The sequence below is a fragment of the Hahella sp. NS-SX17 genome, assembly GCF_057367735.1.
Genome location: NZ_CM170632.1, coordinates 2654493 through 2679510, shown reverse-complemented (window position 1 = coordinate 2679510; position 25018 = coordinate 2654493). Strand labels below are relative to the sequence as shown.

Annotated in this window: 32 protein-coding genes; 10 read left to right on the top strand and 22 right to left on the bottom strand. The window is 50.7% G+C overall.

Features of this window, described 5'->3' with window-relative positions:
* Window positions 1-90: 90 nt before the first annotated feature.
* Both AC2IBB_RS12125 and pdxH read left to right on the top strand, forming a co-directional pair.
* Entirely contained in the window at window positions 91-381 is a 291-nt protein-coding gene (locus AC2IBB_RS12125) for a hypothetical protein (RefSeq protein ID WP_486333108.1), read from the top strand.
* Window positions 382-613: 232 nt separating this feature from the next.
* Window positions 614-1252, top strand: a complete 639-nt coding sequence (gene pdxH, locus AC2IBB_RS12120) for a pyridoxamine 5'-phosphate oxidase (RefSeq protein ID WP_486333107.1) — start codon at window positions 614-616, stop codon at window positions 1250-1252.
* Between the two features lie 37 nt (window positions 1253-1289).
* Here the strand turns inward: pdxH and AC2IBB_RS12115 are convergent, their stop codons facing one another.
* Window positions 1290-1862, bottom strand: coding sequence for a hypothetical protein (locus tag AC2IBB_RS12115; protein ID WP_486333106.1), 573 nt, complete (start codon window positions 1860-1862; stop codon window positions 1290-1292).
* Window positions 1863-2150: 288 nt separating this feature from the next.
* On the opposite strand from AC2IBB_RS12115, the gene AC2IBB_RS12110 reads away from it, so the two are divergent.
* Window positions 2151-2630, top strand: a complete 480-nt coding sequence (locus AC2IBB_RS12110) for a DUF6231 family protein (RefSeq protein WP_486333105.1) — start codon at window positions 2151-2153, stop codon at window positions 2628-2630.
* 40 nt (window positions 2631-2670) lie between these two features.
* Here AC2IBB_RS12110 and AC2IBB_RS12105 read toward each other — a convergent pair whose 3' ends face one another.
* Complete coding sequence (locus tag AC2IBB_RS12105) at window positions 2671-3390, bottom strand: glutamine amidotransferase (protein WP_486333104.1); 720 nt, start codon at window positions 3388-3390, stop codon at window positions 2671-2673.
* A gap of 245 nt (window positions 3391-3635) precedes the next feature.
* On the opposite strand from AC2IBB_RS12105, the gene AC2IBB_RS12100 reads away from it, so the two are divergent.
* Entirely contained in the window at window positions 3636-3920 is a 285-nt protein-coding gene (locus tag AC2IBB_RS12100; protein ID WP_486333952.1) for an acylphosphatase, read from the top strand.
* 86 nt (window positions 3921-4006) lie between these two features.
* On the opposite strand, the gene AC2IBB_RS12095 is transcribed toward AC2IBB_RS12100, so the two are convergent.
* The 4 genes from AC2IBB_RS12095 to AC2IBB_RS12080 all read right to left on the bottom strand — a co-directional run bounded on the left by AC2IBB_RS12095 (window position 4007) and on the right by AC2IBB_RS12080 (window position 5931).
* Window positions 4007-4573 (bottom strand): hypothetical protein, encoded by a 567-nt coding sequence (locus tag AC2IBB_RS12095; protein WP_486333103.1) that lies wholly within the window; start codon window positions 4571-4573, stop codon window positions 4007-4009.
* Window positions 4570-5037, bottom strand: coding sequence for a hypothetical protein (locus AC2IBB_RS12090; RefSeq protein ID WP_486333102.1), 468 nt, complete (start codon window positions 5035-5037; stop codon window positions 4570-4572). Before AC2IBB_RS12090 ends, AC2IBB_RS12095 begins: the two co-directional genes overlap by 4 nt.
* Window positions 5038-5129: 92 nt before the next feature.
* Window positions 5130-5489, bottom strand: a complete 360-nt coding sequence (locus AC2IBB_RS12085) for a hypothetical protein (RefSeq protein WP_486333101.1) — start codon at window positions 5487-5489, stop codon at window positions 5130-5132.
* Between the two features lie 34 nt (window positions 5490-5523).
* A complete protein-coding gene (locus AC2IBB_RS12080; RefSeq protein WP_127972229.1) occupies window positions 5524-5931 on the bottom strand; it encodes an Rrf2 family transcriptional regulator in 408 nt (135 codons plus the stop codon).
* Between the two features lie 138 nt (window positions 5932-6069).
* On the opposite strand from AC2IBB_RS12080, the gene AC2IBB_RS12075 reads away from it, so the two are divergent.
* A complete protein-coding gene (locus AC2IBB_RS12075) occupies window positions 6070-6765 on the top strand; it encodes a class I SAM-dependent methyltransferase (protein ID WP_486333100.1) in 696 nt (231 codons plus the stop codon).
* Between the two features lie 71 nt (window positions 6766-6836).
* Here the strand turns inward: AC2IBB_RS12075 and AC2IBB_RS12070 are convergent, their stop codons facing one another.
* From AC2IBB_RS12070 to AC2IBB_RS12055, 4 genes are all read right to left on the bottom strand, one after another.
* Window positions 6837-7328, bottom strand: coding sequence for a hypothetical protein (locus AC2IBB_RS12070; RefSeq protein ID WP_486333099.1), 492 nt, complete (start codon window positions 7326-7328; stop codon window positions 6837-6839).
* 107 nt (window positions 7329-7435) lie between these two features.
* Window positions 7436-7654 (bottom strand): DUF6500 family protein, encoded by a 219-nt coding sequence (locus tag AC2IBB_RS12065; RefSeq protein ID WP_486333098.1) that lies wholly within the window; start codon window positions 7652-7654, stop codon window positions 7436-7438.
* A 547-nt stretch (window positions 7655-8201) separates the two neighbouring features.
* Window positions 8202-8588 carry a hypothetical protein gene (locus AC2IBB_RS12060; protein WP_486333097.1) on the bottom strand — a complete coding sequence of 129 codons (387 nt, stop codon included), beginning with the start codon at window positions 8586-8588 and terminating at the stop codon, window positions 8202-8204.
* Between the two features lie 16 nt (window positions 8589-8604).
* Window positions 8605-9024, bottom strand: coding sequence for a cupin domain-containing protein (locus AC2IBB_RS12055; protein ID WP_486333096.1), 420 nt, complete (start codon window positions 9022-9024; stop codon window positions 8605-8607).
* Between the two features lie 263 nt (window positions 9025-9287).
* Between AC2IBB_RS12055 and AC2IBB_RS12050 the strand changes: the two genes are divergently transcribed.
* Window positions 9288-9641 (top strand): hypothetical protein, encoded by a 354-nt coding sequence (locus AC2IBB_RS12050; protein ID WP_486333095.1) that lies wholly within the window; start codon window positions 9288-9290, stop codon window positions 9639-9641.
* A gap of 205 nt (window positions 9642-9846) precedes the next feature.
* On the opposite strand, the gene AC2IBB_RS12045 is transcribed toward AC2IBB_RS12050, so the two are convergent.
* Both AC2IBB_RS12045 and AC2IBB_RS12040 read right to left on the bottom strand, forming a co-directional pair.
* A complete protein-coding gene (locus AC2IBB_RS12045) occupies window positions 9847-10152 on the bottom strand; it encodes a hypothetical protein (RefSeq protein WP_486333094.1) in 306 nt (101 codons plus the stop codon).
* 304 nt (window positions 10153-10456) lie between these two features.
* Window positions 10457-10750 carry a hypothetical protein gene (locus AC2IBB_RS12040; protein ID WP_486333093.1) on the bottom strand — a complete coding sequence of 98 codons (294 nt, stop codon included), beginning with the start codon at window positions 10748-10750 and terminating at the stop codon, window positions 10457-10459.
* A gap of 341 nt (window positions 10751-11091) precedes the next feature.
* Between AC2IBB_RS12040 and AC2IBB_RS12035 the strand changes: the two genes are divergently transcribed.
* Complete coding sequence (locus AC2IBB_RS12035; protein WP_486333092.1) at window positions 11092-11952, top strand: S1 family peptidase; 861 nt, start codon at window positions 11092-11094, stop codon at window positions 11950-11952.
* Here AC2IBB_RS12035 and AC2IBB_RS12030 read toward each other — a convergent pair.
* On the bottom strand, window positions 11947-12396 hold the full coding sequence (locus AC2IBB_RS12030; RefSeq protein ID WP_486333091.1) for a hypothetical protein: 450 nt from the start codon (window positions 12394-12396) through the stop codon (window positions 11947-11949). The genes AC2IBB_RS12035 and AC2IBB_RS12030 overlap by 6 nt on opposite strands.
* A gap of 118 nt (window positions 12397-12514) precedes the next feature.
* The gene (locus tag AC2IBB_RS12025) at window positions 12515-13585 is read right to left on the bottom strand and encodes a hypothetical protein (protein ID WP_486333090.1); all 1071 of its coding nucleotides are present in this window, start codon (window positions 13583-13585) and stop codon (window positions 12515-12517) included.
* 210 nt (window positions 13586-13795) lie between these two features.
* Between AC2IBB_RS12025 and AC2IBB_RS12020 the strand changes: the two genes are divergently transcribed.
* Window positions 13796-14260 carry a macro domain-containing protein gene (locus AC2IBB_RS12020; RefSeq protein ID WP_486333089.1) on the top strand — a complete coding sequence of 155 codons (465 nt, stop codon included), beginning with the start codon at window positions 13796-13798 and terminating at the stop codon, window positions 14258-14260.
* Here the strand turns inward: AC2IBB_RS12020 and AC2IBB_RS12015 are convergent.
* The 4 genes from AC2IBB_RS12015 to fabR all read right to left on the bottom strand — a co-directional run bounded on the left by AC2IBB_RS12015 (window position 14257) and on the right by fabR (window position 17916).
* Complete coding sequence (locus AC2IBB_RS12015; RefSeq protein ID WP_486333088.1) at window positions 14257-14808, bottom strand: DUF6160 family protein; 552 nt, start codon at window positions 14806-14808, stop codon at window positions 14257-14259. The two genes, AC2IBB_RS12020 and AC2IBB_RS12015, sit on opposite strands and share 4 nt — an antisense overlap.
* An 11-nt stretch (window positions 14809-14819) precedes the next feature.
* On the bottom strand, window positions 14820-15800 hold the full coding sequence (locus tag AC2IBB_RS12010; protein ID WP_486333087.1) for a hypothetical protein: 981 nt from the start codon (window positions 15798-15800) through the stop codon (window positions 14820-14822).
* 30 nt (window positions 15801-15830) lie between these two features.
* Window positions 15831-16967 (bottom strand): hypothetical protein, encoded by a 1137-nt coding sequence (locus tag AC2IBB_RS12005; RefSeq protein ID WP_486333086.1) that lies wholly within the window; start codon window positions 16965-16967, stop codon window positions 15831-15833.
* Between the two features lie 316 nt (window positions 16968-17283).
* Window positions 17284-17916, bottom strand: coding sequence for an HTH-type transcriptional repressor FabR (gene fabR / locus AC2IBB_RS12000; protein ID WP_486333085.1), 633 nt, complete (start codon window positions 17914-17916; stop codon window positions 17284-17286).
* Window positions 17917-18344: 428 nt separating this feature from the next.
* Between fabR and AC2IBB_RS11995 the strand changes: the two genes are divergently transcribed.
* Complete coding sequence (locus tag AC2IBB_RS11995; RefSeq protein ID WP_486333084.1) at window positions 18345-18821, top strand: hypothetical protein; 477 nt, start codon at window positions 18345-18347, stop codon at window positions 18819-18821.
* On the opposite strand, the gene AC2IBB_RS11990 is transcribed toward AC2IBB_RS11995, so the two are convergent.
* From AC2IBB_RS11990 to AC2IBB_RS11980, 3 genes are all read right to left on the bottom strand, one after another.
* Entirely contained in the window at window positions 18808-19539 is a 732-nt protein-coding gene (locus AC2IBB_RS11990; RefSeq protein ID WP_486333083.1) for an ATP-grasp domain-containing protein, read from the bottom strand. The genes AC2IBB_RS11995 and AC2IBB_RS11990 overlap by 14 nt on opposite strands.
* A 3-nt stretch (window positions 19540-19542) precedes the next feature.
* Window positions 19543-20157, bottom strand: coding sequence for a peptide-methionine (S)-S-oxide reductase MsrA (gene msrA, locus AC2IBB_RS11985; protein WP_486333082.1), 615 nt, complete (start codon window positions 20155-20157; stop codon window positions 19543-19545).
* A gap of 274 nt (window positions 20158-20431) precedes the next feature.
* The gene (locus tag AC2IBB_RS11980; protein WP_486333081.1) at window positions 20432-21286 is read right to left on the bottom strand and encodes a UDP-2,3-diacylglucosamine diphosphatase; all 855 of its coding nucleotides are present in this window, start codon (window positions 21284-21286) and stop codon (window positions 20432-20434) included.
* Window positions 21287-21726: 440 nt separating this feature from the next.
* On the opposite strand from AC2IBB_RS11980, the gene AC2IBB_RS11975 reads away from it, so the two are divergent.
* Window positions 21727-23283: a response regulator gene (locus AC2IBB_RS11975; protein WP_486333080.1), complete on the top strand. Its 1557-nt coding sequence runs from the start codon at window positions 21727-21729 to the stop codon at window positions 23281-23283.
* Between the two features lie 118 nt (window positions 23284-23401).
* Here AC2IBB_RS11975 and asnS read toward each other — a convergent pair whose 3' ends face one another.
* Entirely contained in the window at window positions 23402-24799 is a 1398-nt protein-coding gene (gene asnS / locus AC2IBB_RS11970; RefSeq protein ID WP_486333079.1) for an asparagine--tRNA ligase, read from the bottom strand.
* Window positions 24800-25018: the final 219 nt, after the last annotated feature.

Below are 25018 nucleotides of genomic sequence, written 5' to 3'. Positions count from 1 at the left end.
CCCTGCAGTAACGGAATAACGAGCAGTATCGGAGCTAGTAGTTCGCAGTTAGCGATTAATAAATGAAGGCTTCCGGCAGGAGTTCATTTAATGATCAGCGTCAAGTCGTCTCATCACGGGCGCAATCAAAATGAAACCTGCTATCTCCACAATAAAACTGCAACCTTAGTGAGGGATTACCACATGCATAATCAACAACAATTGGAGACGTTTTCCGACATCGAACTCATGCGGCTCGAAGAGCTGATCGCAATGAACTTTGATGCCTCCGAGGAGGACAGCCTGCGTGATTCGCTTGATTTTCTGCAGTCCATCGAAAGAGAACTGGGCTATCGCGGCCTGACTGAAAGTTTCGGTCTGGACCATTCCCAGGCGGCATGATTCGCCAAGGGCGAGTTCTGCGGTATCGCCCCAACTTCGATTTTCTCGCTCGGTTATTTATCCAGGTAAGTTTTATCTCTCACCCATTCTGCTCTCTTTTCAGACTTATTCGACCATAGGCGCGTCCGCAGCTTCTCCGGTGAGCGAATCTGCGTGAATTGCCGTACAATAGCAGTCAGACAGTCGGCGGAATCATCCGCCAAATCATCAGCTTGTCCGGATTGCAGCACTCATGAAACTAGACGACATCAGACGCGAGTACCTCTATGCCGGCCTGTCCCGTAAAGACCTGGCCGACGATCCCATAGTACAGTTCAGAAGCTGGTTGCAGACGGCGGTCGACGCCGATCTCAACGCCGACCCCACCGCCATGTCTCTGGCGACGGTCAACGCGCAAGGCATCCCCAGCCAACGCATCGTACTGTTAAAAAACCTGGATGCCTCCGGATTCGTGTTCTACACCAACCTGGGCAGCCGCAAGGCGCAGAATATTGCTGAAAACGCCAATGTAAGCCTGCATTTCGCCTGGTTGCCGATGGAGCGGCAGGTATGCGTCACTGGTTTGGCGGAGAAACTCTCCATCACCGAAGCCACCCGCTATTTCCTGAGTCGCCCCCATGAGTCACAGGTCGCGGCGTGGGCCTCTCAGCAAAGTCAGGGAATAGGTTCGCGCAAACTACTGGAGCAGGCGTTTGAACAGATGAAAAACCGTTTCAAACAAGGCGAAGTGCCGTTGCCGTCATTCTGGGGAGGGTACAGGGTGAAACCGGTTACGATTGAGTTCTGGCAAGGCCGCGCCAATCGGTTGCATGACCGCTTTTTATATAGAAAGACCGATGAGAATTGGGAGATTGAGCGACTGCAGCCGTAAGCTGCAGTCCCTTGCGATATCTGTAACCCGACGACAATCAGTCGCCTATGCCGCCGCTTTCATCCATAAATTTACGCAGCTTGCTCATATGCGGTTTGACCGCTTCGACATCCGCGGGCGGCGCATTTTTGAACTTCTCCATCATCGCCAGGCCCTGCTGCATCATATCGCGCATCATTTGTTTCTGCTCGGCGCTGATATTCGGATTCTTTTCCAACTCCGCCAATTGCTGCCTCATGGCGTCGATATCGACTTGTTGGCCTTGCATCTCAATCGCCGCATAAGCGCCGAAGATACGCAGCGCTGTACCTGCCCACTCTTCTGGGCTGGCGAAGCCGTGGTCTTCCACAATATCTTCTACCTGACCATATAGCCCCGACGCTTTCAGAGGCGCGACAATGTCATCGATATTGGTAGGTATCATTTCGTTGTCTTTTTCATATTTGGACAACTCTTCCTCGTGTTTTTCGCCCCACTCCTGCACCGCTTTCTGAGACTTGATCCAGCGGTCGATGATGTCTCCAGTGAGGGGCGCTTCCGCTTGTACAAACAAACTGAAGCAGAATGTGAACAATGCCACGCCTATTTTTGACAGAGTTCTGCTATGCATATATTTCTCCGAGTTTCATTAGGTTGCGCTATCGAATAAAAGCGTTTTCTAGTTTGTTATCGCATTTCGAAAATACGCTTCCGAGTTTAATGGATAATCCGTCTAACGCGCCAGCATGGGCTTTACTACACTCTAATTGTCTGAAGCAATTCAGAGTCTTTTTCATTTCATTTCTTCGTTTACCCTGCTTAAATACTTGCAGATACCAAGTAACAGTAGCGCTGATGGAACAGCGCTTTTTTTATTAGCTCCTCTATCCGTGCTGACTGCACCATAGGCTGAATCCAAGTGGCCAATTCGCCAAACGACCTGCTATTCGACTGGCTAACCGTCATGTCTCCAACTTGCATACTAAACATCGGACCGACGCAGCCGCCCGCCCTGCTCAGATACAGTCAAGACAAGCAGGCGAATGTGAGCTGCGCCGCCACAACATCAGAGGTTACAAGCGTCGATAGTCACCCGGAGGCCGCGATTATCAGCGATGCGGTCGAGAGACTTTCCTTCCAGGCCGGCCAGGCGTTGCTGGCGGCTCCACGTAACCTGCTGATCCCCAATGTGCTGGCGACCATTGATCATAACCAGTCGCCTGAATGGGACTTCAATCACTTGATTGCATTGGGGTATCGCCGCCTGGAGATGTTTACCGACCACAATCGGGCGTTGGCGGTTTACGCTTACTCCATCACCCATTACAACCCCAAACGGGCATGGAACAATGCCGAGAACTGGGCGAACCCTGAGATGTTCGGCAAGTATTGGTGGTAAACGCAGCCTTCGCGTAAAGCGTTTGCAGGGCGTGCGCATTCTACGCAAAACCGCGTAAACACCCTTCCGCGAATATCTCCAGCACTCTCTGCGCGTCAAAACAGTCCTGTAAATGCGCCTCCAGTTGCAGTCGTTGCGCTGGCGGAATCTGGTCACGGTATACGGATAGGTATGCAGACATGATGGGACAGGTAAATTCAGGGTGAAACTGTACGCCCCAGGTACGATCTCCGTAGCGGAACGCCTGATGCTTGACCCGCCCGCTGCTGGCCAGATTCACTGCCCCTTCCGGTAAGGTCAATACAGACTGAGCATGAGTTAGGTGGGCGTGGAAGGTATGGGGGAGACGCGAAAATATGTAGTCGCCGCTGTCGGAGGCATGATTGGTGATCAACAGGGAGCCGATTTCACGTCCATCAGGCTGGTAGTCCACTGCGCCGCCCAGGGCGTCGGCCAGTAGTTGATGGCCGTAGCAAACCCCCATCAGCGGCAGACCTCGTTCTACCGCCCGGCGCATCCAAGCGCCCAAATCCTCCGACCATTGCGCTCGGTCCGTCACCATCGCCGGCGAACCGGTGATGACACAGCCAATAAAGCTTCCTTCCGGCGCATCGTGGGACATATGGGTATTCCACAAATGGGTGGATATCCCCAATTTGTCGAAAATATCAATAAACCAACTATCAAAATTACCGAACTCTTCCAGGATCGCAGGATGCGTATCCCCACAGAGCGCGATCAGCAGTTTTCCTGTTTCCATATCACCCAAAGCCTTTGTTCAAGCCAAGCCGCTATCCATCTTCCGCGCCCAAAGCAGAAAGCGCATGGATGAGCCGCTATATCTATTATAATTTAAGCCTGTACAAGCGCCTTTTACTAAATATAGTGAAAACCTGCCTGAAGTATGCGCCCTTTGACGCCGACATATAAGCAATGCAGCTTTAAAATAGTCGAATAAACAGCCGAACGGCGAGAAGCAAGACACACAAGCGGAGGCATGAGGAGATAATAATGCAGGACAAACAACACATCCGCGCCTGGGTCAGCGGCAAAGTCCAGGGAGTCTGGTACCGCAACTCCACCCTCCAGGTCGCCGAGCGCCTCCATGTACTTGGCTACGCCAAAAACCTGCCAGACGGACGCGTCGAAGTACTCGCCTACGGCGACGCCGAAGCCGTCAACCAACTCATAGACTGGCTCCACGACGGCCCCGAAGCCGCTATCGTCACGGAAGTCCAAACTGAACAGGTGGAAGGCGAAGCGCCGCCGTTGGGGTTTGAGGTGTGTTAGGGATAATAAGGTCTTTAGTACAGACCTGCTCTGACCCAAGTCGCCAAATCTACAGTCGAAGGCGAGACAACTAGAAACGCTTCTGTTTAGCCATGCCAATCGAGTGAGTCTTGTTTCAGTTTCACCTTGGTTGCTCCAGCCAGTTTTAGGATAGCCGCCAGGAAAGGCCCCACATAAACGTTACTTTCCACAAATATCTCATGCCCCTTCCTTTTCTTGGTCACACTGCCACTGCCAAGGGCTTCTCTGTAACTATAGAAATCCTCCAACCAGAGCCGGTAATCCTTATCTAACTCATCAAAATGCAATAAGTGTTCGGCACTCTTTTTGATATCTGGATAATCATCCAGCCACTCCAAATTTTGGTGGCCGTAATGAGGCGCTCGGATGAGGTCTACAATCTTCGGGTTAAACTCACCTAGCATTGCCTCCACTTCTGAGTTTTTCCCAGTAAACCGCCAGTCGAGTATTTGCTTAAGCACTTCTGCAACTGCCGGATTATCATGCTCAAAATATATCTCGGTCGACACTCCGCCCATTATCTCTCCTCCAAACTTTTCCATGGTCTGCACAGACGCAACGATCACAAACGTGACCGCAAACGATGTTGTCAATAAATTCACTGCTTCATGGCGCAGCAAGAACAGCTTCACAGGCGGCCAGTTTTGCCTCTCCGCTCATTATCTTTATCCAAGTCTTTTATGCCTGGCGCATTAGCCAACAATCTGCGGCTTAACTCTTCAGAGAGGCCGATAAATAGTGTTGCGCTACTGTCCCAACATACGATTTCAAACAAAGCGCCGTCTAGCTGGGTACAGGGCGCGCCTTCCCAGAGCGCGGGGTTATCCTCGACATAAGGAAGGCTTGATGTGAAGGCTTCCGTTCCCTTCGGAAATGCAGATATAACAGCCCAGACAAACTGGTAATCGAACTCTTCAATCTTTGCTGCAAACTCTTCGCCCAGCACCCAACTCGGGTCGACGATCCCACACCAGCCACCGTCTATATCGGATATGTGCCAGTCATAATCTCTCAGTTCAATTTCAAGCCAACCAGCAATGTCCTTCATGCTGGTGTAGAAGTTAACTTCTGGAACTCCCTTTTGGATGTAGTTCATTCTTTAATCCCAGCTTGTAATGTCCGCACAGCATCATTAATTGTCAGAAAAATCAGCGGCAATCGAATTCCGAACGCCACAGTATTAGGTGTTTAACTAATTCTCACCGAAAGCTTCACAGAAGCCAGCTTACCGGCAGCGCTGTCTACTTTATCTTTCCAGTAGAATGGGCCTATGGTGACTTCGTTCTGACTCTGCAATAACGCTTTACACGCAACAACCGAAAGAGTCCTGAAATGCTCATCCACTTCCCGAATAGCCTTAAGCTGCGTAACACTTAAGGATTCCGGTATTTCTATAGTGATAAACCAATCTGGCTCCACTTCAACATGGGCGCCATTCTCGTCGTCTTCGATGCAATCGCACTGAGGATAGTAGACGCCAACGCTTTCAGATCCTTCAAACTCCAGCCAGGTTTCCGCCATGGGGACGCCACACGTCTTACATTTCATTATTTTGCTTGTCACGGTCAACCGCCCTCCACCATCAAGAACGTTTCGCCAGGGCATCCAGCGTAATCTCGCCAAATCGACTCAGTAGTTTCTTTTCCGCGTCGTCCATGGCGGTTTTTAGCGCCTCATTGATCGCCCTTTCAATAAAGCAATTTGAGTGTTCGTCGGTGAGACCCAGCGTAAACAGGGTCGGCTCGCCAAGCGCATTATGCACGTCAAGCAGGGTGATTTCGTTCAGCGGTTTAATCAACGTCCAGCCGCCGCTGTGGCCTTTGGCGGAATCAACATATCCCTGCACCCTCAGCATGCCCATGGTGCGACGCACCACGACCGGGTTGGTCGACAGCATCTCAGCAATCTGCCCTGAAGTCATAGGTTTGTCGCTGGCGGCCAGGTGAATCAGCACGTGCAACACTCGGGATAAACGACTGTCTTTTCTCATCTTGCATCTCGTGTAATAGACGCCCAATCCTATCACGCAACTTTTAACGTTACATCAATTGTCTCACGCATCCAATCTATGTAACATTTACAGTTACGTAAAATGAGCACACACATTCAGCAAAGCGAGCGACCCTAAATGGATAAACAGCAACTGACACAACTATTCGACCAACAGGCGCCAAACTACGACACGCAGTGGCGACGAATGTCTCCAATTAATAATGGGCTGTATTTCTTCATGGAGACCATTCTCGCCGTCCTGCCAGAAAGAGCCCACATCCTGTGCGTGGGCGCCGGTACGGGTAAAGAACTGCTGCACTTAGCCCGGCATTTTCCTGAATGGCGCTTTACCGCCGTTGAGCCGTCTGGCGAAATGCTGAATCAGTGCCGCAATGCAGTGGAGCTGGCGGGGTTTACATCCAGGTGCGACTTTTATCAAGGCTATGTGGAGACACTTCCCGGTGAAGCGAAGTTTGATGGCGCCACCAGTCTGCTGGTTTCCCAGTTCATACTGGATCAACAAGCCCGAAGTGAGTTTTTCCGCCATATCGCCGACAGACTCAAACCTGAGGGGCTTCTCGTTAGCGCCGATTTAGTCGCAGATACCCGCAGCGAAATCTACGAGGGACAGTTAAATTTGTGGCTGCGGCTGATGGCGAACGCAGCGGTATCACAAGAGGATATTCAACGGATGAAAGCCGCCTATAGTCAGGACGTCGCCGTACTGCCGACAGACACAGTCGCGGCCATCATCAAAGCGGGCGGTTTTACGGCCCCTATTCCCTTTTATCAAGCTGGCCTTATTGGCGCGTTCTTCGCCCATGTCGCCTGACTAAGGCGGTCAACGCTTCCCGGACATTGTTCAATGTGTTTTCTGCGAGCCTGGTGGCGGCCTATTTTTTCTCATAACTCGTGATGGATTATATAAAGCCGCCATTCATCCGCCCCGCTCTGGTCAATAATCGTGGTGCGCGAAAACCCTGGCTCTGCGCCACGGATAATAGTTAGTTGGCCCTTGTGGATGATGTCATCCCACTGTTTCTGATTTGGCCAGCCTGATATTTCACGGCCTACTGAAACAAAAAGTGATGACACGTAATTTACGGGCTCGGGGTTGGTTTCGTATCCTGCCTGCGACATAAAAGACGAGAATTGGTTTTTTGGCAGCTGAATCAGCAGCGCAACCAAACCATCCATGCCCTCTGATTCAATATGGCCGCCAAGAATCTTTGCTTCGGGTGGAAGTTTTAGACGGGCAAGGGCTTCGATTTCATGCGTAGAATAGCTGTGAGGGGTATCTATACTGCGACGGGTTTCCTGATCTGAATTAGAACTCAATCCTGAACCTTCGCCATCGCTACAGGATGGCAATATAGTCAGTATCAGAACAGCCAATATTATTCTCATTAAACCGTTAATAGCCTCCCCCTTCGACCTGTGCGGGCTTGAAAAGCTTCTGCATTTAGTTCAGTGCGCTAATCCCACCCGATTCATTACACAACTCACGCGCCCTGTTGAATCAGTTCCTTTATCTTTATCGCCTTTTCGAAGTGGTCCAGTTTATTGGTTAAAATCCACCATTCAGCGGCTTCCATTAGCAATTCAGGGTCATCATTTTTATTGGCGAAAAAAGCATAAAACGACACACCGACATTGACGCCTTTGGCCGCAATTTTCTGATCACAGACAGAAATGATCTTCTTCCTCAAACTATCTCTCATTACAACTCCTCAAGTATCGACTCCGGGAACGTACAGGCCAAAAGTTTTAAACATCAACAGAGCAGAAAACCCTCGCGTACATTTCGATGCATAACTTTTACTTCCCCAGAATTTCCAGCCAAACTTTTCGTTTAACATTTTTGGCTAAATAGTTTTCAATTTCAGCACGAACAAGCTCAACGCTTACGCTTGAACCTTTTTCTATTATATATTTCGGTTGTTTATACCAACGTCGCAATGAAGCCTTCAACAGAGGGCATATTTTATCTCTAGACTGATAAATAGATCCACAAACCTCACATAATCGTTGATCCTTCCTGAACAGTAATTGGGCTATAGAGCCGTACAGGAATACAGTATAAGGAAGGCTTTCGCTCAATTCGTGTGGAGAATGGTTGTTAAAGTCCGTGAGTCCAGAAGAATATGTCTCACCGCAACTTTCACATGAAGACTCCCCCTTGCAAGGAACTTCATAGGTAACTTCATTTTCACAATATGGACATCTCATACCTTGATCCCTTGAGCCGGAGCGGAGCTTGGGCTCTCTCTAGCCACATGTTGTTAAGTGCAAACACTCAGGTTCAATTTTTATAACCACCTTGTACTCTTCCGACAATTGCGAAAGCTCTTTAACTCTTGGAGCTCGGCATTTAGCAATTAATACAACATCGCCATTTAGCTTACTTCTCGCTTCGAGAAAATTACAATTAAACACCTTTGCTATAAACCTTATTTGTAACTTCGACTTTTGATCAGGATTCAGAAGGTAGACTTCATGTTCAGTCTCATCTCTATAAATTTCTGGGACATAGGTAGTAACAACTGACCAGTCACATGTAGGATTGGTACAAAACAGCCCCTGACAACTACCCTGAATCCTGCCCTCAGTAGCAGCCCCACATTTTTCACACTTAAGTAGATCAAGATCATCCATACAGATAGCCTCCCTATCAGCCAGCACCAGTTTTACCCGGAGGGTGTTGCTCAAACCAGGAAACAATTTGAGGCATATGCTGTTCGAAGTTGCCCGGGGTTGATATGTTTAAAACGCCAGCTCGGGACGCGCTTCGATTCTCGAAGTCGTGAGTGACGCCACTGGGGGCGAGAACAAAACTGCCTTTTGGCGCTTCCGTCCATGCTTCGCCAATGAGAAAGCTCATTGTTCCTTCTATAACAAAAAATATATCATCTTCATTGTGGCTATGAGCGCCCGGTCCTTTTGAGTATGGCTCTAACCACCATTCGGAAATTGAATAAGCTCCAGCAGACTCCTCGCCATCCGCTTTGAATATGGCTGAAATAGGCCCCATAGAGTACGAACGGCCTTGGCCTGGCGCTAAGAATATAGGCTGTCGATCTTCGTGTTTCATATTCAATGCTCCGTATTATTCAGCTAACGCCTCACCGTAAGATGCTGCCTGGCATCCTTATGATTATTTTGTTAGGTGTTATCATAGCCACACTCGTTGAAGAGCATAAGCCCTTCAAGATCATTGTTAACACAGAATAATCAAGCATCGGTAGCAGCGCGACTCAGCGACGATGCTCTTGAGTTATCGCCTGAGTCAGATAAAACTGCGAAAGTTTTAGCAAGAATTGGAGCATTTCTGTCGCGAAGGACACATACAAAAACATGAGATATCTACTTTTAACTCTTTTACTTTCACTAGCCGGATGTTCTGTTGAATTTGGGCCTGAGCCGGACAAGGAAGGCCCTGCAGGAACCATATGGGCGGGAGGTGCGGATGGCGGCGTTTTTGTAAGCGTAAAAGATGATAGCAATCCCAATGACCGCATCTATCTTGGGAAAATTTATTACGAGCACGATTCCACAATCTGGTACGACGGGCGCTTAGAGCTGGTTGGCGATATTGCTTTCGATCCTTCAGATAATACCCAGTACGCCGGTTGGGATGGTGACGATCTACACCTGAAACAAGGGGGATATCTAAAGTCTCTGGATGAACCGCGCCAGCCTACGCCGTAGCCGTCCGTTTTAAACTATGGAACATTAGAAGCTCCATGTCGTTCCTCTCACAGGAATCCAGAACTCAATATAATATCTACCTCGCTGCCGCTGTAACTTTCCCACAGCGGCCTGCCGTAAGGGACGAAGAGTATTTCTCCCTCATATATTCTCAGGAAGGAGTCGCACCCAAATTACCTGTCGCCAATATTACAAGAAAAAAGTACTAATCCCCATCTTCAGCCTCCCACTGCTTAGCAAATCCATTACGTTCCAGATATCCACCCATGATGTTAATCAAATCCTCCATAATGACCTGCATTCCAAGCACACCATCAATTTCCTGCTTATTCCTATCTGCGATCACCGATAGATCAACCATACGCCAATAAAACTTAGCGAAGCGTTCGGCTTCTTCTTTGGTGGTAATTTCTCTCTCATGTTCCGCAACAGCCAACGCCAAGTCATCGTTTAGGACTTTAGCGAAGTGTATAAATACTTTTTTCTGATCTTGATCTCTAAAATTAATCATCGTTACCACCGTGAGATATCTGTAATAACAGTCATTCGGCCAGCAATCCAAAGTAAATTATCGTGAAGTTTCTGCGCCTAGCGGCAAGCCACAGAGAGAGTTGCCAGCTGGAGCGACATGATAACCGCATACTTATCAGTCAGTGAAAAGAGCAGAGACGGGATGCTTTTGCAGGCAATGTTAACGCTAGAACAGGCAATCACAATGGAGCAACCTAATTTTCATCAGAGTAGCGACTTATGAGCTGTATTCATGAGAAAAACCACGATCATCCAAAGCTTCAACTTTAAATTTATACGCAGACTTACCCTTTCTTACTGTAAACATAACGTACTGCAGCTTTTCTTTCTTCAAGCGATGCGCCAACAACAAATCCATCAGAATAAGTTCTAAATAAGTTCATTACTTCATCAGAGTGTGTTCCTGGAATCGGCACGCTATTATGGAAGTCAAAATATATAAGGTCATGTTCACTTCTATCGAGCAGGTTACAAAGTTCATCTATCGCCCTGCCATCTGCGCAAATTAAGTGGTGCAGACTCGCCATAAAAGAGTGATATAGGTTGTGCAGCATACCTTTTATATTCTTATATTTCATATCAACCACATCTGAAAAAGATAAACTACCATATAACGCTTACTAAGCCCTATGCATGGATATTTAGGGTATTGCCTTTGCTCTCAAAATATACACGATAGCAATACAAAGCCAAATGATGAGTGATGAACCAGTCCAGCTTTACCTCCTTCGTATGCGAAACTGGCTTCCCCATTATCGCTATTACAACGACCATGGCATGTTATCATCCGCCACGTTTTTTAAAATTCAGTCGCGAGCTAACGCCAGGGGATCTAAACAGGGCGTTTGGTTTTCCTGAAGGGACCTAAAAAGCGAAAGCCCCTGCAATCACAGCCGCCCCTTTCCGTAGAAGTAGAGAAATGGTGCGTAAACGCTTACTCCTATCAAAATTAACCGCCCTCTTAGCTAAAGTGAGCGCCTGCATACTCACGGCGACGCTAGTTGTTTCCTGTACGTCGGTAGAGGAAAGCGTTGCTGGGCACTCCAACGGTCCGGAAAGAAGTCTGGTTGATGACTTTGACTATATCGTTCCGATTTTGGATGAGGATCATTTCCGCATCTGCACTGGCCTTATTCTGAAGCACGGACTGGTGATTACCGCCAAGCACTGTTTTCGGGACGACTCCAAGAAAGGCAATTATTATCTCGCCTACTCTGAGGACGGCTCGATTGATCAAAACGATCTTTATATCCCCGTCGCCTCGTTCGAATATGACAGCTCGGTTGAAGGTATCAACGATATGGCGATCGTGCATTATGATCCTGCTTACACCGAGGGTAAGCTGGCGCTTAAGGATATCCCGCTAAACTTCGGTCCGGCTCCAGAAGCTGGCTCGCCGCTGTTTTCAGTTGGCTACCCCATTGTTAAGACACAAAGCACTTTGAGGGTCAGCTCCGCCAAATGTCAGCGCAAGCAGCGATCTGGAAAGCTATTGCCCTCGCCCAAATCGCCGGGGTACGACGGCGTGTTATTCGATACGGACTGCCCCGCCTTCTGGGGAAATTCCGGCGCGCCGGTTTTCAGTGCTCGCTACGATGAACAGGGCAATGTGGAGTTAATATCGATGGAAGGCGTAATCACGCATACCTTTGACTTGGTTAGTAATGGGGATCTTGATTATCGAAAAATGAAACACGACGCTTTCGGCCCGTATATGACGTCGAATTATTCGCCGCTTGGTCAGTCCGTACGCCTGAAGGAAATAATGAAGGCTCTATAAGAGTGAGCCTTCTCCCGACGCCTCAACAACAAGCCTGACAATCAAACCCTGCAACGCCTTCGTCTCCTCCCGCCCAGGTAATGCGCAAAAACATAGCGTGACGGCAGGGTTTTCATGGAGCTGCAGGTAACCGCCTTCGCCTGGTTGAGTTTCATCGTAGGAGCGATACGTCGGAAACTGCGTAAACCCCGTCATGCCCGGCTGGTACAGCCGATATTGCGCCGCAATGTATTCAAACTGGGACTCTGCGTGCGCTGCCAGGATGGCGTCATGAAGCATGTTGGCAAGGTGGTCGACCTGTTGCTGCAACGCGGCCAACCTCCTGTCATTCTCCCTCTCCGCACGCTCCAGAGCACCGCCCTCTCCTTTTTGGACCTTGAGACCTACCGTCATTTCAACGTAGACAAAGTCGACGATACTGAACCGGGAAACCATTCCACTCATGTCGCCCACGGCTCCAAGGTTGGATACACGCTTTGCTGAAAGTTGTTCACAAGAAACACCAAATCCGGCGATAACAATCCAGAGCAGACTGCGACATGGAATGGTTTCCACCGGATCATCAATTCAACACATTCATGCAACGCTGATAATCACTATAGCTATGATGGCTCAACACATAGTTAGAGGGATAAGGATTGTTACAATACGCGTCGGCTTGCTCATGACTGATTGTCGACCGTCTATCCAGTCCATTCTGCCCTGGAACTTCCACCATAAAATAAAAAGAGCAATATTTTGGAGAACCTTGTTCATCATAAGAAGAGCAAGTCGCCGTTAAGCTTTCGCCTTTTTTCCAGGTTTCTTGATAGGCAAAGAAATCGCTGCGGGTCGTATAGTCATTGCCTTCAAATTGACGGCTGTCGCAAATCGTCTCGCCGCCCTTGGCGATACAGATTTCGCTTTCAGCGCCATTAGTATTGTCATACGCCCAAACGCCGTTAATTTTCAGTTCCTGATTGGATAGATTCTGGTGATAGGCCGTCCTGGAATGTGGCGTATACACAAAGCTCTCATCAAAAAACGGCGCTCTCACACTTTGATATGCCGGGGAAGCAGCATCACTCGGGTTGTAGTCCGCCATGAAAAGTTCGCAGGTAAAGTTTGAAAAGAGCTGGAACTGGCCGTTGTCATTCGCGCCTACCGGCAAGCTTCCTTGCGAGTCGCAGGCCACTATCGAGTCTTTGGGAATCAACAAACCCTGACCTGGAAAATTAATCTCCACCGTGGATTTTGGCCACTGCGGCCCATCGCCTTTATGCTGATTGAAGCAGACCGCCTCATTCTGCGTCACCGTCAATTTATCTTCATACTGGCCATAAGAAGCGGGATGAATAAATATGCAGACGTCTACGCCAGCATTCTTGATCTCAGAAAAAGGCGCAGCATCGAGCTTGAATACAGCTTTACGCAACACTTTGGTATCGCTACTGCTACTGCGTATATAACCCACAGTGTTGTATTCGCTTGTAGCAGGCCTGGTCCAGTCAGCCGGGAAGTGATTCGGGCTGACCTGCCCTTTGCTGGTAAGCTGAGTTTGAAACAAAACAACTTCATCGGCATAGGCGCCGAAAGTTAACATTGAGATGAGTGTGAATTTAGTAATTCCAGACAGAAAGGTTCGGCCTTGCATAGTTTATTAAACCGCCATATAAAAAGTGAACAGATTCTATTCTCTTTCAGCCAAATATGCACTGCGCCTGCCCCCGATACAATCAATTCAGCGATCACAATTCAACCGAATAGATAATATGTGCCGCTCACACTAAATCACTTTGGCTTTATTACGGTGTATATATTGAAACTGATATGATTCACCATTCACTCAAAAGTCTGAGGCCACATGAAAACAATAGAAGGCGATTTACTGGCGTTGGCGCAAGCCGGTCACTTTGATGTCATTATCCATGGCTGCAATTGTCAGTGTCAGATGGGACGTGGGATCGCTTTGACGATCAAAAATAAATTTCCAGATGCTTACAAAGCGGATTTAAAAACGGAAAAAGGCGCTCGGGACAAGTTGGGAACTTACTCCTGCGCCGAGATCACCAGCAGCGATACATCCTTCACGATTGTTAACGCCTATACCCAGTTCCACTGGCGTGGCGAGGGCGACCTGGCGGATTATGAGGCGATTCGATCTGTCATGAGAAAGATCAAGACTGACTTCCCCGGCAAACGCATCGGCTATCCATTGATTGGCGCGGGCCTGGCAGGGGGAGACTGGCAGCGGATAGCCGCCATAATAAAAGAGGAGCTACAAGGCGAAGACCACACGCTGGTTAAATGGAACGGCGCTTCCGCCTAGGGGTCATATCCCCACACAAACACCTGACCGCCTGTTTCAAAATTACCCTGAATGTTGATCTCGTTAAGCAGTTTACCGCCGCTGGCCGGATCGCCGGTATTATTGAGATAAATGCCTTTCATGCTGTAGCCATCGCCAACGAAATTGACCCGCTCAGGCAATTGCAGAACCATGTGGCCGCCATCGTCCACATCCAGCTTTAGAGGACCTTCTATATCCATGGCGATGGAGATTTCATCGGTGAAATAGTAGGTCTGAGCGCCGCCGTCATGCTCAGAGGTGATGTAGTTGTAACGAAACCCGCGGGTGCGGCGGCCGTCGCTTTCATCCTGCGGCGTGCCGGGGTCGTCCAGACCGCCGTCATGGGCGTTGATGCGCACCCGGGGTATCTCGATGATCAAGCCGCTTTGCGCCGTTACTTGCGACAGCTCTCCCTCCTCCATATCGCGTAATTCCGAGGCGGCCATGTCGGAGACGCTTAGCGCCAGACACGCCAGCATTGCGCGACTCAGAAGGCGCCTGTCAGTGACTGGTTTGTGCTGTGTCATTGTCACTCCGCCTAGTTGCGCACGTTGAATATAAGATGATCCAAGGTAACGCCGTGGATGCGGGATTCATTCAGCTTCGATTGCGTCATCTGCGCCTGGAATGTGAGGTCCACTTTAGGGAAAGTAGGATCGTAATCTGGATGCTGCGTATCCGGCAGCCCTCCTCCTGAGGGGATAATACCGCCGTCTTCCGTAAATGGCTGTGGATCGGAATAGGCGAAGCGCAGGCCGTTGGGCGCAGCTTCAAAGGTGGCGGAGTGCAGGTGTAGATTTTCCAGCCTGAAATTGTAGAGTATAAAATCCGTGGCGGGATCAAACACGCCATCGCCAATCTGAGATTCGACCAGCCACTCAGGAATCAAAAGTTCATTGATGTCCACATTGAGCAACATTCCCTGACGCGAATCCGCGCCGTTGCTGCCGTCATCAACCCGGACGCTTTCGATCTTATAGCCCTCGGGAATGCCGCTGTACGCAATGCCGCCGAGTATGGAAATGTCATTCATCGACACGCTCCCCAGCATGGTATGCTCCGACGGCGTTCCGCCAGCGCGGATATTGGGGTTATTGGGATTAGGAACGTCCGGGTTGCCGAACTCTTCATTGAAGCGCACATCCAGATTGCGCCAGCCTTCCATTCCAGGCAGCCCGATACGCAGCATGGGAAGCCCTGCGCCCGAGTTATTCACCAGAGAACCGTCCATTTCCACCAGACTGAAGGTCAACGGCGACTCAAATGTGCCGATCGCGTCAGCGGACAACTGAAACTCTTTCAACCCCAGACTGGAGCCATCCGCAGCAATGATATTGATGCTGCCCGCTTCCGCTCCGTCTATCGCCATCCCTTTGAACTTGACGTTATCGAAAGCGAAGCTGAACCCGCTGCGGCCGTCAACCTGCCCCAGTTCCTCATCGGTCATCGCCTCCATCGCCATGGCCGCGGCGCTGAGGGTCAGACAACAGAGCGCCAGCACAGGTTGCGGATGTTTCATGGTTCCCTCCCGATACAGTTCATTGCCGTTTTAAAACAACTTATTGTTCTGATATCCCATGCGAGGATTGTCATCCCCAACGCCGAAAAAGATCTGCTGCAACGTCGGCCCAACATCAGTGTGGGCCTCCAGATATCCGTCTGTCGGATTATTGGGATCGTTGAAGGGAATGCCAAAATTCCACCCGGGCAAATCCGGCCGGGAATCGGGGATAATCCCTTCAAGATGCTGTGACCACATGGCTCCGTTAATCGAACCGTTCTGATTCGACATCAGATTACCCGCGCCCTGCACAAAGGAAATATAGAAGTTTTTGACGTTGTGATAGTCGAGGCTGGTCACATTCGAGAGGTTCAACTCCTTCCCGCCGTAGCTGTAACCAATACCCGCATTGCCGGTCAGACCCACATTGTCCGGAGTAAAACCGCACATGCCGCCATTACACACCCACTCGCCAGGAGCTGGCGTTTGCGGGTAGTTGCCGGAGCCATCCGGCATGTATCCGATAATGTTGACGAAGGTGTCTTTGGTGCCGCTGCCATATATCTGTGAGCGCACCAGCCCTCCCAGATCCGCCATGATGCTCAGTGCTGGGATATAACCGGAGATGGAGTCGATAGTCACCGGCGTCGAGCCATCGACTCTGCCGAAGCCAAAACGAATGCCGCGAATGGTGTCCGTGCCGTCAGCATGATGCTGTTTCTGGATTTCCAGATAAGGGTCTTCAAACACAAAGGGCTCTTGCGCCGATTTGCCGAAACCAAAGTTTCTCAGCGCCACATCGGGCACGCCCTGGCCATTTTCGTCTTTATAAATGGAGTTATTGGCGCCGCCATAGTCGCCGAGGGTCAGCTCTTCTGCGAAGGCGTGCAGTTCACCGGAACCGTTCAGCTGAAGCCGGTACACCGTGGCGTCCACGGACTCGGTTTGCGTGCGCTGCTCCACCCGGGTAAACCCAATACCGGGATTTTTGATGAACTCAATGCCGGTCAACTGGCTCAAGTTGTAATTGATGTCCGTTGCGGAAAACTCCAATGCGGACTGGGCGGAAATTTCGCCCATTTCCTGGTCCGCCATCGCTTTCAGCTCACCATGGGCGACAGGATGGCCCAACGCAGGCAGCAGACACAACAGAGTTTTCCACGTTCCTTTGGGTATAAGGTCCATCTCCGTTCCTCTTTATTCTTATTCATTCAGTACTGCACTTCCAACTATGCTTACTGCTGTCAAACAGGGGCTGTCGCTCGCGCTCGCCGCCAAGATATTTGTTCGACAAAATAAAACTAACACTTGTTAATTTTTAAACAAGAAGAAGAACGAGGGATATTTCCACAAGCGAGATATTCGGCACAAAAAACACATTAAATGCGCTTAAGTTTGGCCTTAAATTGAATTTGTGCGCAATTTTTGCACTTCTAAGAGAGGTTTCGCCGATGCGAACAGCTGTTAGGATTTTACTCTAGCATTACCGCAAACCGGCGAACTACTGCGCAGAAACTGACGTCACAGCGCCCTTCGCCATGACTTCCGAGCCATAAATAGCCATACGCGCCTGAATGATCGTGCGCTCGATGATTTCATTGCGCTTTTCCGTATTGGCGGACAGGCTTTCGACCCCCGCCTGAAACGCGCAATTAACCAGCATTTCAGAAAGATAAAGCGGATGCGCAACCGGCCTGTCCGTCGCCGCTCCTACCTCCACAAGCGGCTTGGCCATGGCCTCCACCACATGCTTCACCTCACGCTCAATCGCATCTCGAAACGCCTGCACGCGCCCTACCCTTTCCGCAGCGACGAAATGAAATAAATCGCCATTCTCTTCCAGGTAGCGCGCAAAGACGCGAATCGTGCGGCGCACCACCCCTTCACGCACATCCACCTCTTTCCAGGTTTGCCGCATCAGACGGCGCAAAGTCAGCCCCGCCTCATCGATAATCGCCAGACCCAACTCCTCAAGATTCGGGTAGTAGTTATAAAACGTCGGCGGCGCAATCCCCGCCTCCCGGCAAATCTCCCGCAGACTCACCCCGGAATACCCTTTCGTCCGGCACAGACGCAACGCAGCGTTGCAGATATTACGATTAACTTGCTGTTTCTTCTCGGCTCTTACGGCCATAGCGGTGGTTACCAATAGCTGCCAGGAAATCGTGAGCTTATATCATATTGGCTCTACTTGTTATATCCATTATTACATTTCATAACTAAATTTATGAATAACTGCACGAACGCCAACTAGACAATCTAGGGTTTATCGATATTCCCAACAAGAAACTAATTATTTATCGTGAATGAATATGCCCAATTGAGCTTTCGCCAAAACAGAAATAAGTCTATTACTTAACCTGAAGTTTTGGCGACAAGAACAATAGAAAATCAGGAGAAGGCAATAAAGCAGCGGATGGAGGGGATTGAATGCTTATATTAGTGAACGGAGCCGGAGACCTCTCAGCACATTGTTGACGCCAAGCCCCACAGCTTCAAGCGCCGGTCTGCATCAAAAGATGATCACCAATAAAAAAATCATCTCTATTTGGGAGCCCTTAAATGGCTAGATGTAAATACCGACTACAGATTAGTCTGGCTTTAATTCTGACTACTTATTTATCTGCCGGCTGTTCAACAACTAACGCGGTAGAAAGCAATAATAAAAAAGGAGAAATACAATTATTTCTGCAAGACTCGCCACTGGACGAATCGGAGCTTTATGCTGACTGGGCAGCCTACTTGAATGACTTTAAAAATACGGAAGGTGAAGACTTGAGCATCATCCGTGCTCTTAATGCGCATCCCACTCTGGATAATATTAATTTGAATGGCTTCAAAGAAAAGTATTCCACCCTCTTTGTCGTATCTGATCGGGCCTGTTATCTCTATACAGGCCCGATACTAGAGCCCGCCGTCTACGATTTCATTCATAGAGTCTCTGCTCAGCAAGAAATACCGGAGTTTTTGAATCAGTTCAGTCCAGAAGCGTTAAAAGGCAGACTGATGATTGGTGAGTACTCTGTTAACTGCCAGTAACCAATTGCCGGGTCGCCGCTTCGATACAAGGCAATACTTTCTCGGCCCGGCATCCGTTGAGGCCGGCGCCCCAGGCGGCGTTGGCTTCGATGATCGCCCAACCGCGTTGGGGGATATAGCCGATATCGAGCACGCAGGTGGTCGGAAGGTGTTCGCTTTGTGCAAGCTGTCTGGCGAATCTCAAGCCGTCATCAAGCGCTCCATCGCCTTCGTAGACCGCCGCGTCTAACACGTCTCCCCGCCGGACAAAACAACGAATTTCACAAGCGAACTGTACGATTTCTGAGTGAAGCACCGGCGTATCCGGCTCCAGACCTCGGGCTTCCGCTGCTAAATCATCCGGCGTTGCATACACGGAGGCTTTAAACAGCTTGGGCGCGGCAGGTTTGAGGAAAGCTGGAAAATTCGACGTCATCGCCACAGATAAAGGCAGTAGCGTTACTGAGCGCTGCAACGCCTGTTGCGGCAATTGCACCAACAGGTCGTCTGCGGGTGAAATCAAGTCAAGTCCCAACTTCTGCGCCAACACCAGAGCAAAAGTGTCATTTCCATAGACCCGCACCTTGGCCGGATCATAAGAAGGAGGCTCCCAGAACCGTCCCAGCCGGGACACCTCGCCTCCGGCGGCGCTCCAGGCCGTCGCCACAGAATCCCGCTCAAGATCGCTCTTTTCCGGGATGACCAAGGTCAACCCGGCTATGCTCACAGGCTCAATCAAAATTTAGTCCGCACTGGCCAGACAAGCCCCAGTGCCGCCCAGACCGCAGTATCCTCCCGGATTCTTGGCCAGGTACTGCTGATGATAGGTTTCCGCGAAATAGAATTCCGGCGCAGCGGTGATTTCCGTGGTAATGGCGCCGCGGTTTACGTCGTGCAGCGATTGCTGGAATTCCGCCTTCGACGCTTCCGCCAGTTGTTTCTGTTCGTCATTAGCGTAATAGATAGCAGAACGATATTGAGAGCCGACGTCGTTGCCTTGACGCATCCCCTGAGTCGGATCGTGATTTTCCCAAAACAGTTTAAGCAGCTTTTTATAACTGATCACAGCGGGATCAAACACAACCTGGACTACCTCCGCATGACCGGTCTGCCCGGTGCAGACTTCTTTGTAGGTGGGATTGAGCGTATAGCCTCCCGCATAGCCTACGCAGGTACTGTAAACGCCTTCCTGTTTCCAGAACAAACGCTCCGCTCCCCAGAAGCACCCCAGCCCGAACACCGCCGTTTGCATTTGCGCTGGAAACGGGCCTCTCATGTCCACGCCAAAGACAAAGTGCTCGCCTTCAATTTCCATTGGCTCCGCTCTGCCCGGCAGCGCTTGCTCCCGTGCAGGCATAGATGCTTTATCCTGTGAATGACTTCCAAACATATGCTTAACCTCTCCCAATATTCTTAAACTTCGCCATCATGGCGACCACCCCGCCATCCATGCAGATGACGAAGCAAAAAGCGGATCAATATTGTGATAGTAGACACGTTTTCGGGGAATTGGTTCAAGCCCGGCGAGGAGACTGCGGCGTTATATTTCCGTAAGGAGCGAGCAGCCAAGCGTTTGATTTCGCAGCTCATAATGGAAAAGGCGGGGCTCAGAGCAGCGCCAACTCAGCGTATCAGGCAGCTTTAGGCGCCTGCTTGTCGCCAGACAACGTGACAGGCGCCGGAAAAAGGCCCGGAATTGGTTCATCAATCCAAGCCGGTTCTGCGTCCGGCTCCACCGCCAGCCAGCGGGGCTGTTCCGACCAGTGCAGCAACCTTAATTGTCCTTGGTGGGTCTCCACCAATGCGGAACAGTGCTCCACCCAGTCGCCGTCATTACAGTAGAGCCTGCCGTCTTTGCAACGAAACGCGGCGTAATGAATGTGGCCGCAGATATAGCCGTCCACTTCCAGGCTGCGCGCCGTCTTCAGCGCCGCATTTTCGTAACGATGAATAAACTCTCTGGCGCGCCCCAGATGGGTCTTCAAATACCCCGCCAACGACCAGTAAGGAAAGCCAAATACCTTGCGGGTGCGGTTTAACCAACTATTGAGCTTGAGCATCAGACCGTGTGCCTTGTCGCCCACCAACAGCGCCAGCGGACTCAGTTGCACGATCTGGTCAAACTCGTCGCCATGACTGACATGGAAACGACGCCCATCCGCAGTGCGATGGACGCAATTAAGCCGAATCTTCACGCCAGAGAAAGTCTGCCCCGCCATCTGCCGGAAGAAGTCGTCATGATTGCCAGGGATGTAAATGACCTCCATCCCTTCCCGCGCTTTACGCATGATCAGGCTGAGAATGGCCCGGTGAGTCTCAGGAAAGTGGGCTCTGTGTCGCATTTCCAGCAGGTCGATGATATCGCCCACCAGATACAGCCTATCTGTTTTGATTTTATTGAGAAAATCCAGCAAGTGCTCGGCCTGACAGGCGGCAGAACCCAAGTGCGCATCGGAAATAAAAACGGCTCTCAGGGAATCTTGCATCTGGATGTCCTTTATTTACGATTGAGCCCTGTGGCGTATTTATCTATTGTTTCAGCCAAGGCAACATATTGATTTGAATATGCAAATACAAAGCAGAAACAATAGAAAATTAACTTTCATCATCTTTAGCCGCGATCCTAGAAAGGCTATATGACGCTTAAATGACCAAACGGCGAAAGTTACATGAAACAGCTCAAAAAACATGCTGTTACAATATCTAACCTTATGATTTTTGATAGGAAAGTCTTATTTGATATATCTTTGTCGTACCTTAGTGTTTGTTGAGGCTCCGGCAGCGCTGTTATGACGCCTGAAAAAGCCTGTGGCTGGGCGTTCAGAAGATGCAGAAGCCTCAGCAAACCCTATACTAGGATTTTGCCGGCTAGCTTCAAGAATGTGCTAGATTTATCGATGTATCTTAAATTGCAAAAGGTTCCGCAATGTCGCTGCAAACTGCACTGGTGGTAGATGACTCCAAACTGGCGCGTATTACATTACAAAGACTGTTAGAGAAGCATAATTTGCAGGTTCAACTTGCAGAATCCGGAGTACACGCTCTGGAAATGCTGAAAACCGATCTGCCCGATATTATTTTTATGGACCATCTGATGCCTGAGTTGGACGGCTTCGAAGCCACCAAAAAAATCAAGGCGGACCCTCAGACCTCCCATATTCCCGTCATCATGTGCACCGGGAAAGAAGGAAAAGATAATTACGATGCGGAAGCCCGCGCCATCGGCGCATCGGGCACGCTGTTCAAACCGCCGCAAGCGGAAAAATTAGCTATGGTGATTGAGTCTGCGCGTAGCGGAACTCTTACCTCCGTCGCCATCCCTCAGGAAGCGGAGCCTGTGACGGAAGCAGTAAAGGAAACCTCTCCAGAAATTGTCGTCCCCATCCCAACGCCGGAATACGCCCCACCGCAACCACAACAAGCAGTGGTGTCCGCCTCCGACTGGGAAATTCTGGTGGATCGTCTCGACAAGCTGGAGAAAGGCAGTCGCGATTTCCCTTCTTTCGATGGCTTCGAAAGTCGGTTGAGAGAAAGCGAAAGCGAGCTGACGTCTCTACGCCAGGATATCCAACAGCTGCGTGAGCAGCCTACTGAAGCGCCAGAGCAACCCCAGCCGGACTTCGCCGCGATGGCGGAGCAGTTGCGTGAAGAACTCATGCCAGGACTGGAAAAGCGCGTACAGCAGGTTCTGGAGGCGCATATCGCAAGCATTGAGCCTGCGGAAGCCCCTGCCGCACCCGCAATCGATGAAGTGCAACTCGCCGCCACGATTACCCGTGACGTGGAGCAGACCCTCACGCCATTGCTGGACGCCGAGCTGAAAAGCCTCGAAGACCGCTTGCTTGGCTCTATTGACGACGCCGTTAGCGAGTCCCGCCGCGATCTGGACGTACAGCTAAGAGAAACCGTCAACGACCTGGAAATGCGCGCCAAGCCTGTACCGGAAGCGCCCGACTTGGACGACCTCATTGAGCGCATTCGCCCCCAGGTGATGGATATCGCCACCCACTCCGCCACCGCCACCATGGACAACAATGTGGAAGACAGGCTCAGCGCCTGGGAAGCGGAGCTGCAGTCAGCCAAGGAAGAACTCAAGCGCGCCCTGATCGAGCGCACCTCCAGAGACGAACCTGCGCCCAGCCTGAACATAGAAGACATACTCAACGACGAGAAGCTGCATACGCTCATCGAAGGCACGGTGGAAGAATTGCTGCGCGGACAAATCAGCAAACAGGGCCAGGATCTGGTGCAACAAATCGCCAAAGCCCTGCGCGAGCAAATGGCGGAAAAACAAAGCGAGATCGACGCCATGGCTGTGCGGGTAGAGCAACTGGAACGCCAGAAAACCACGCTGGCGACGCAGCTCAACAACCTGCAAAACGTCAAACCGCCAAAAAGCGGCGGCGCAGCGGCCATGGTCATTGGCGGCGTCGCGGTAGTACTGGCGATTGCGTCTCTGCTGAAAGGCTTCGGCGTATTTTAAGCCCGGCGCAAATATGATGTAGGCAGGGAAACCAGGGACTCTGCTTGTCCCTTCCCATAAAAAAGGCCCGATGCAATCGGGCCTTTTTTGTTGGCTTTGACCCGTTCAGGTCAGCGCCTTAGAACTGGGCGTTATCCGGCGTTCTTGGGAACGGGATGACGTCACGCACGTTTTCCATGCCGGTTACGTAGGCGAGCAGGCGCTCGAAGCCAAGACCAAAGCCCGCGTGGGGCACGCTGCCGTAACGACGCAGGTCGCGATACCACCACAGCTCCTCTTTGTGGTGCATGTCGCCGATGCGGGCGTCCAGCACGTCCAGACGGTCTTCACGCTGGCTGCCGCCGATGATTTCACCGATGCCTGGAGCCAGAACGTCCATAGCCGCAACAGTCTTATCATCGTCGTTCAAGCGCATGTAGAACGCTTTGATTTCCTTCGGATAGTTCATCACGATCACAGGCGCGCCCACATGGGTTTCCGCCAGATAGCGCTCATGCTCGGACTGCAGGTCCAGACCCCACTGCACCGGATACTCGAATGTCTTGCCGCAGTTTTGCAGAATCTTGATAGCCTCAGAGTAGTCGATGCGCACGAACTCCTTGTCGACCATATTCTCCAGGCGAGTAACCACCTCAGGGTTGATGCGCTCGGCGAAGAACGCCATATCGTCGCCACGCTCGTCCAGCACCACCTTGAACATGTGCTTGAGGAAACGTTCCGCCAGATCCGCATCGGCGTTCAAATCCGCGAAAGCGATCTCCGGCTCGATCATCCAGAATTCCGCCAAATGACGGCTGGTGTTGGAGTTTTCCGCCCGGAACGTAGGTCCGAAGGTATACACCTTGGACATCGCCAGACAGTAGGCTTCCACGTTCAGCTGACCGGACACGGTCAAAAACGTCTCTTTGCCAAAGAAATCTTTGCTGTAGTCGATCTTGCCGCTATCCGTCTTGGGCAGGTTGACCATATCCAGCGTGCTGACGCGAAACAGCTCGCCGGCGCCTTCGCAGTCGCTGGCGGTCAGGATCGGCGTATTGATCCACTGAAAGCCCTGCTCATAGAAAAAGTGGTGCACGGCATGAGCCAGCGCCGTACGCACGCGAGTCACGGCGCCAAACGCGTTAGTACGGGGACGCAAGTGAGCGACGCCGCGCAGGAATTCAAAGGTGTGTCTTTTCTTGGCGACTGGATAGGTTTCCGGATCGTCCACCAGGCCAACCACTTCCACAGAGGTGGCCTGAATTTCACAGGATTGTCCTTGCCCGGGCGACTCTACCAGGGTTCCGGTGACAATCAGGGAGCAGCCAGTCGTCAGGCGCAGAACGTCGGCGTCGTAATTGGGCAACTCTTTGGCGACAACCGCCTGAATCGCGTCGAAGCAGGAGCCGTCATGCACGTGAATAAAAGAGACGCCCGCCTTGGAGTCCCTTCTTGACCTTACCCAGCCCTTGACAGTCACTTCGCTGCCTATCTCCGCTTTGTTCTTGAGTAAGTCTGAAATGGCGTAATGAGTCATAAACCTGCCCGCTATCCTCTCTATCTTTTCAATAAATGCTTCTCAAATTTTTTGGCCAATGGCGCACAACCGCCAATTAAAGATGGGTTAAGACGCAAAGTCTAGCGTTCTCTTGCGGTTTAAACGCCTTATCCGCCCGCCATCAGAGCTTACAGCAACCCAGGCGACTGGACCCTGTATGGGCCGGGGCGGTAAAATACGCGCCCTGACAGGAGCGAG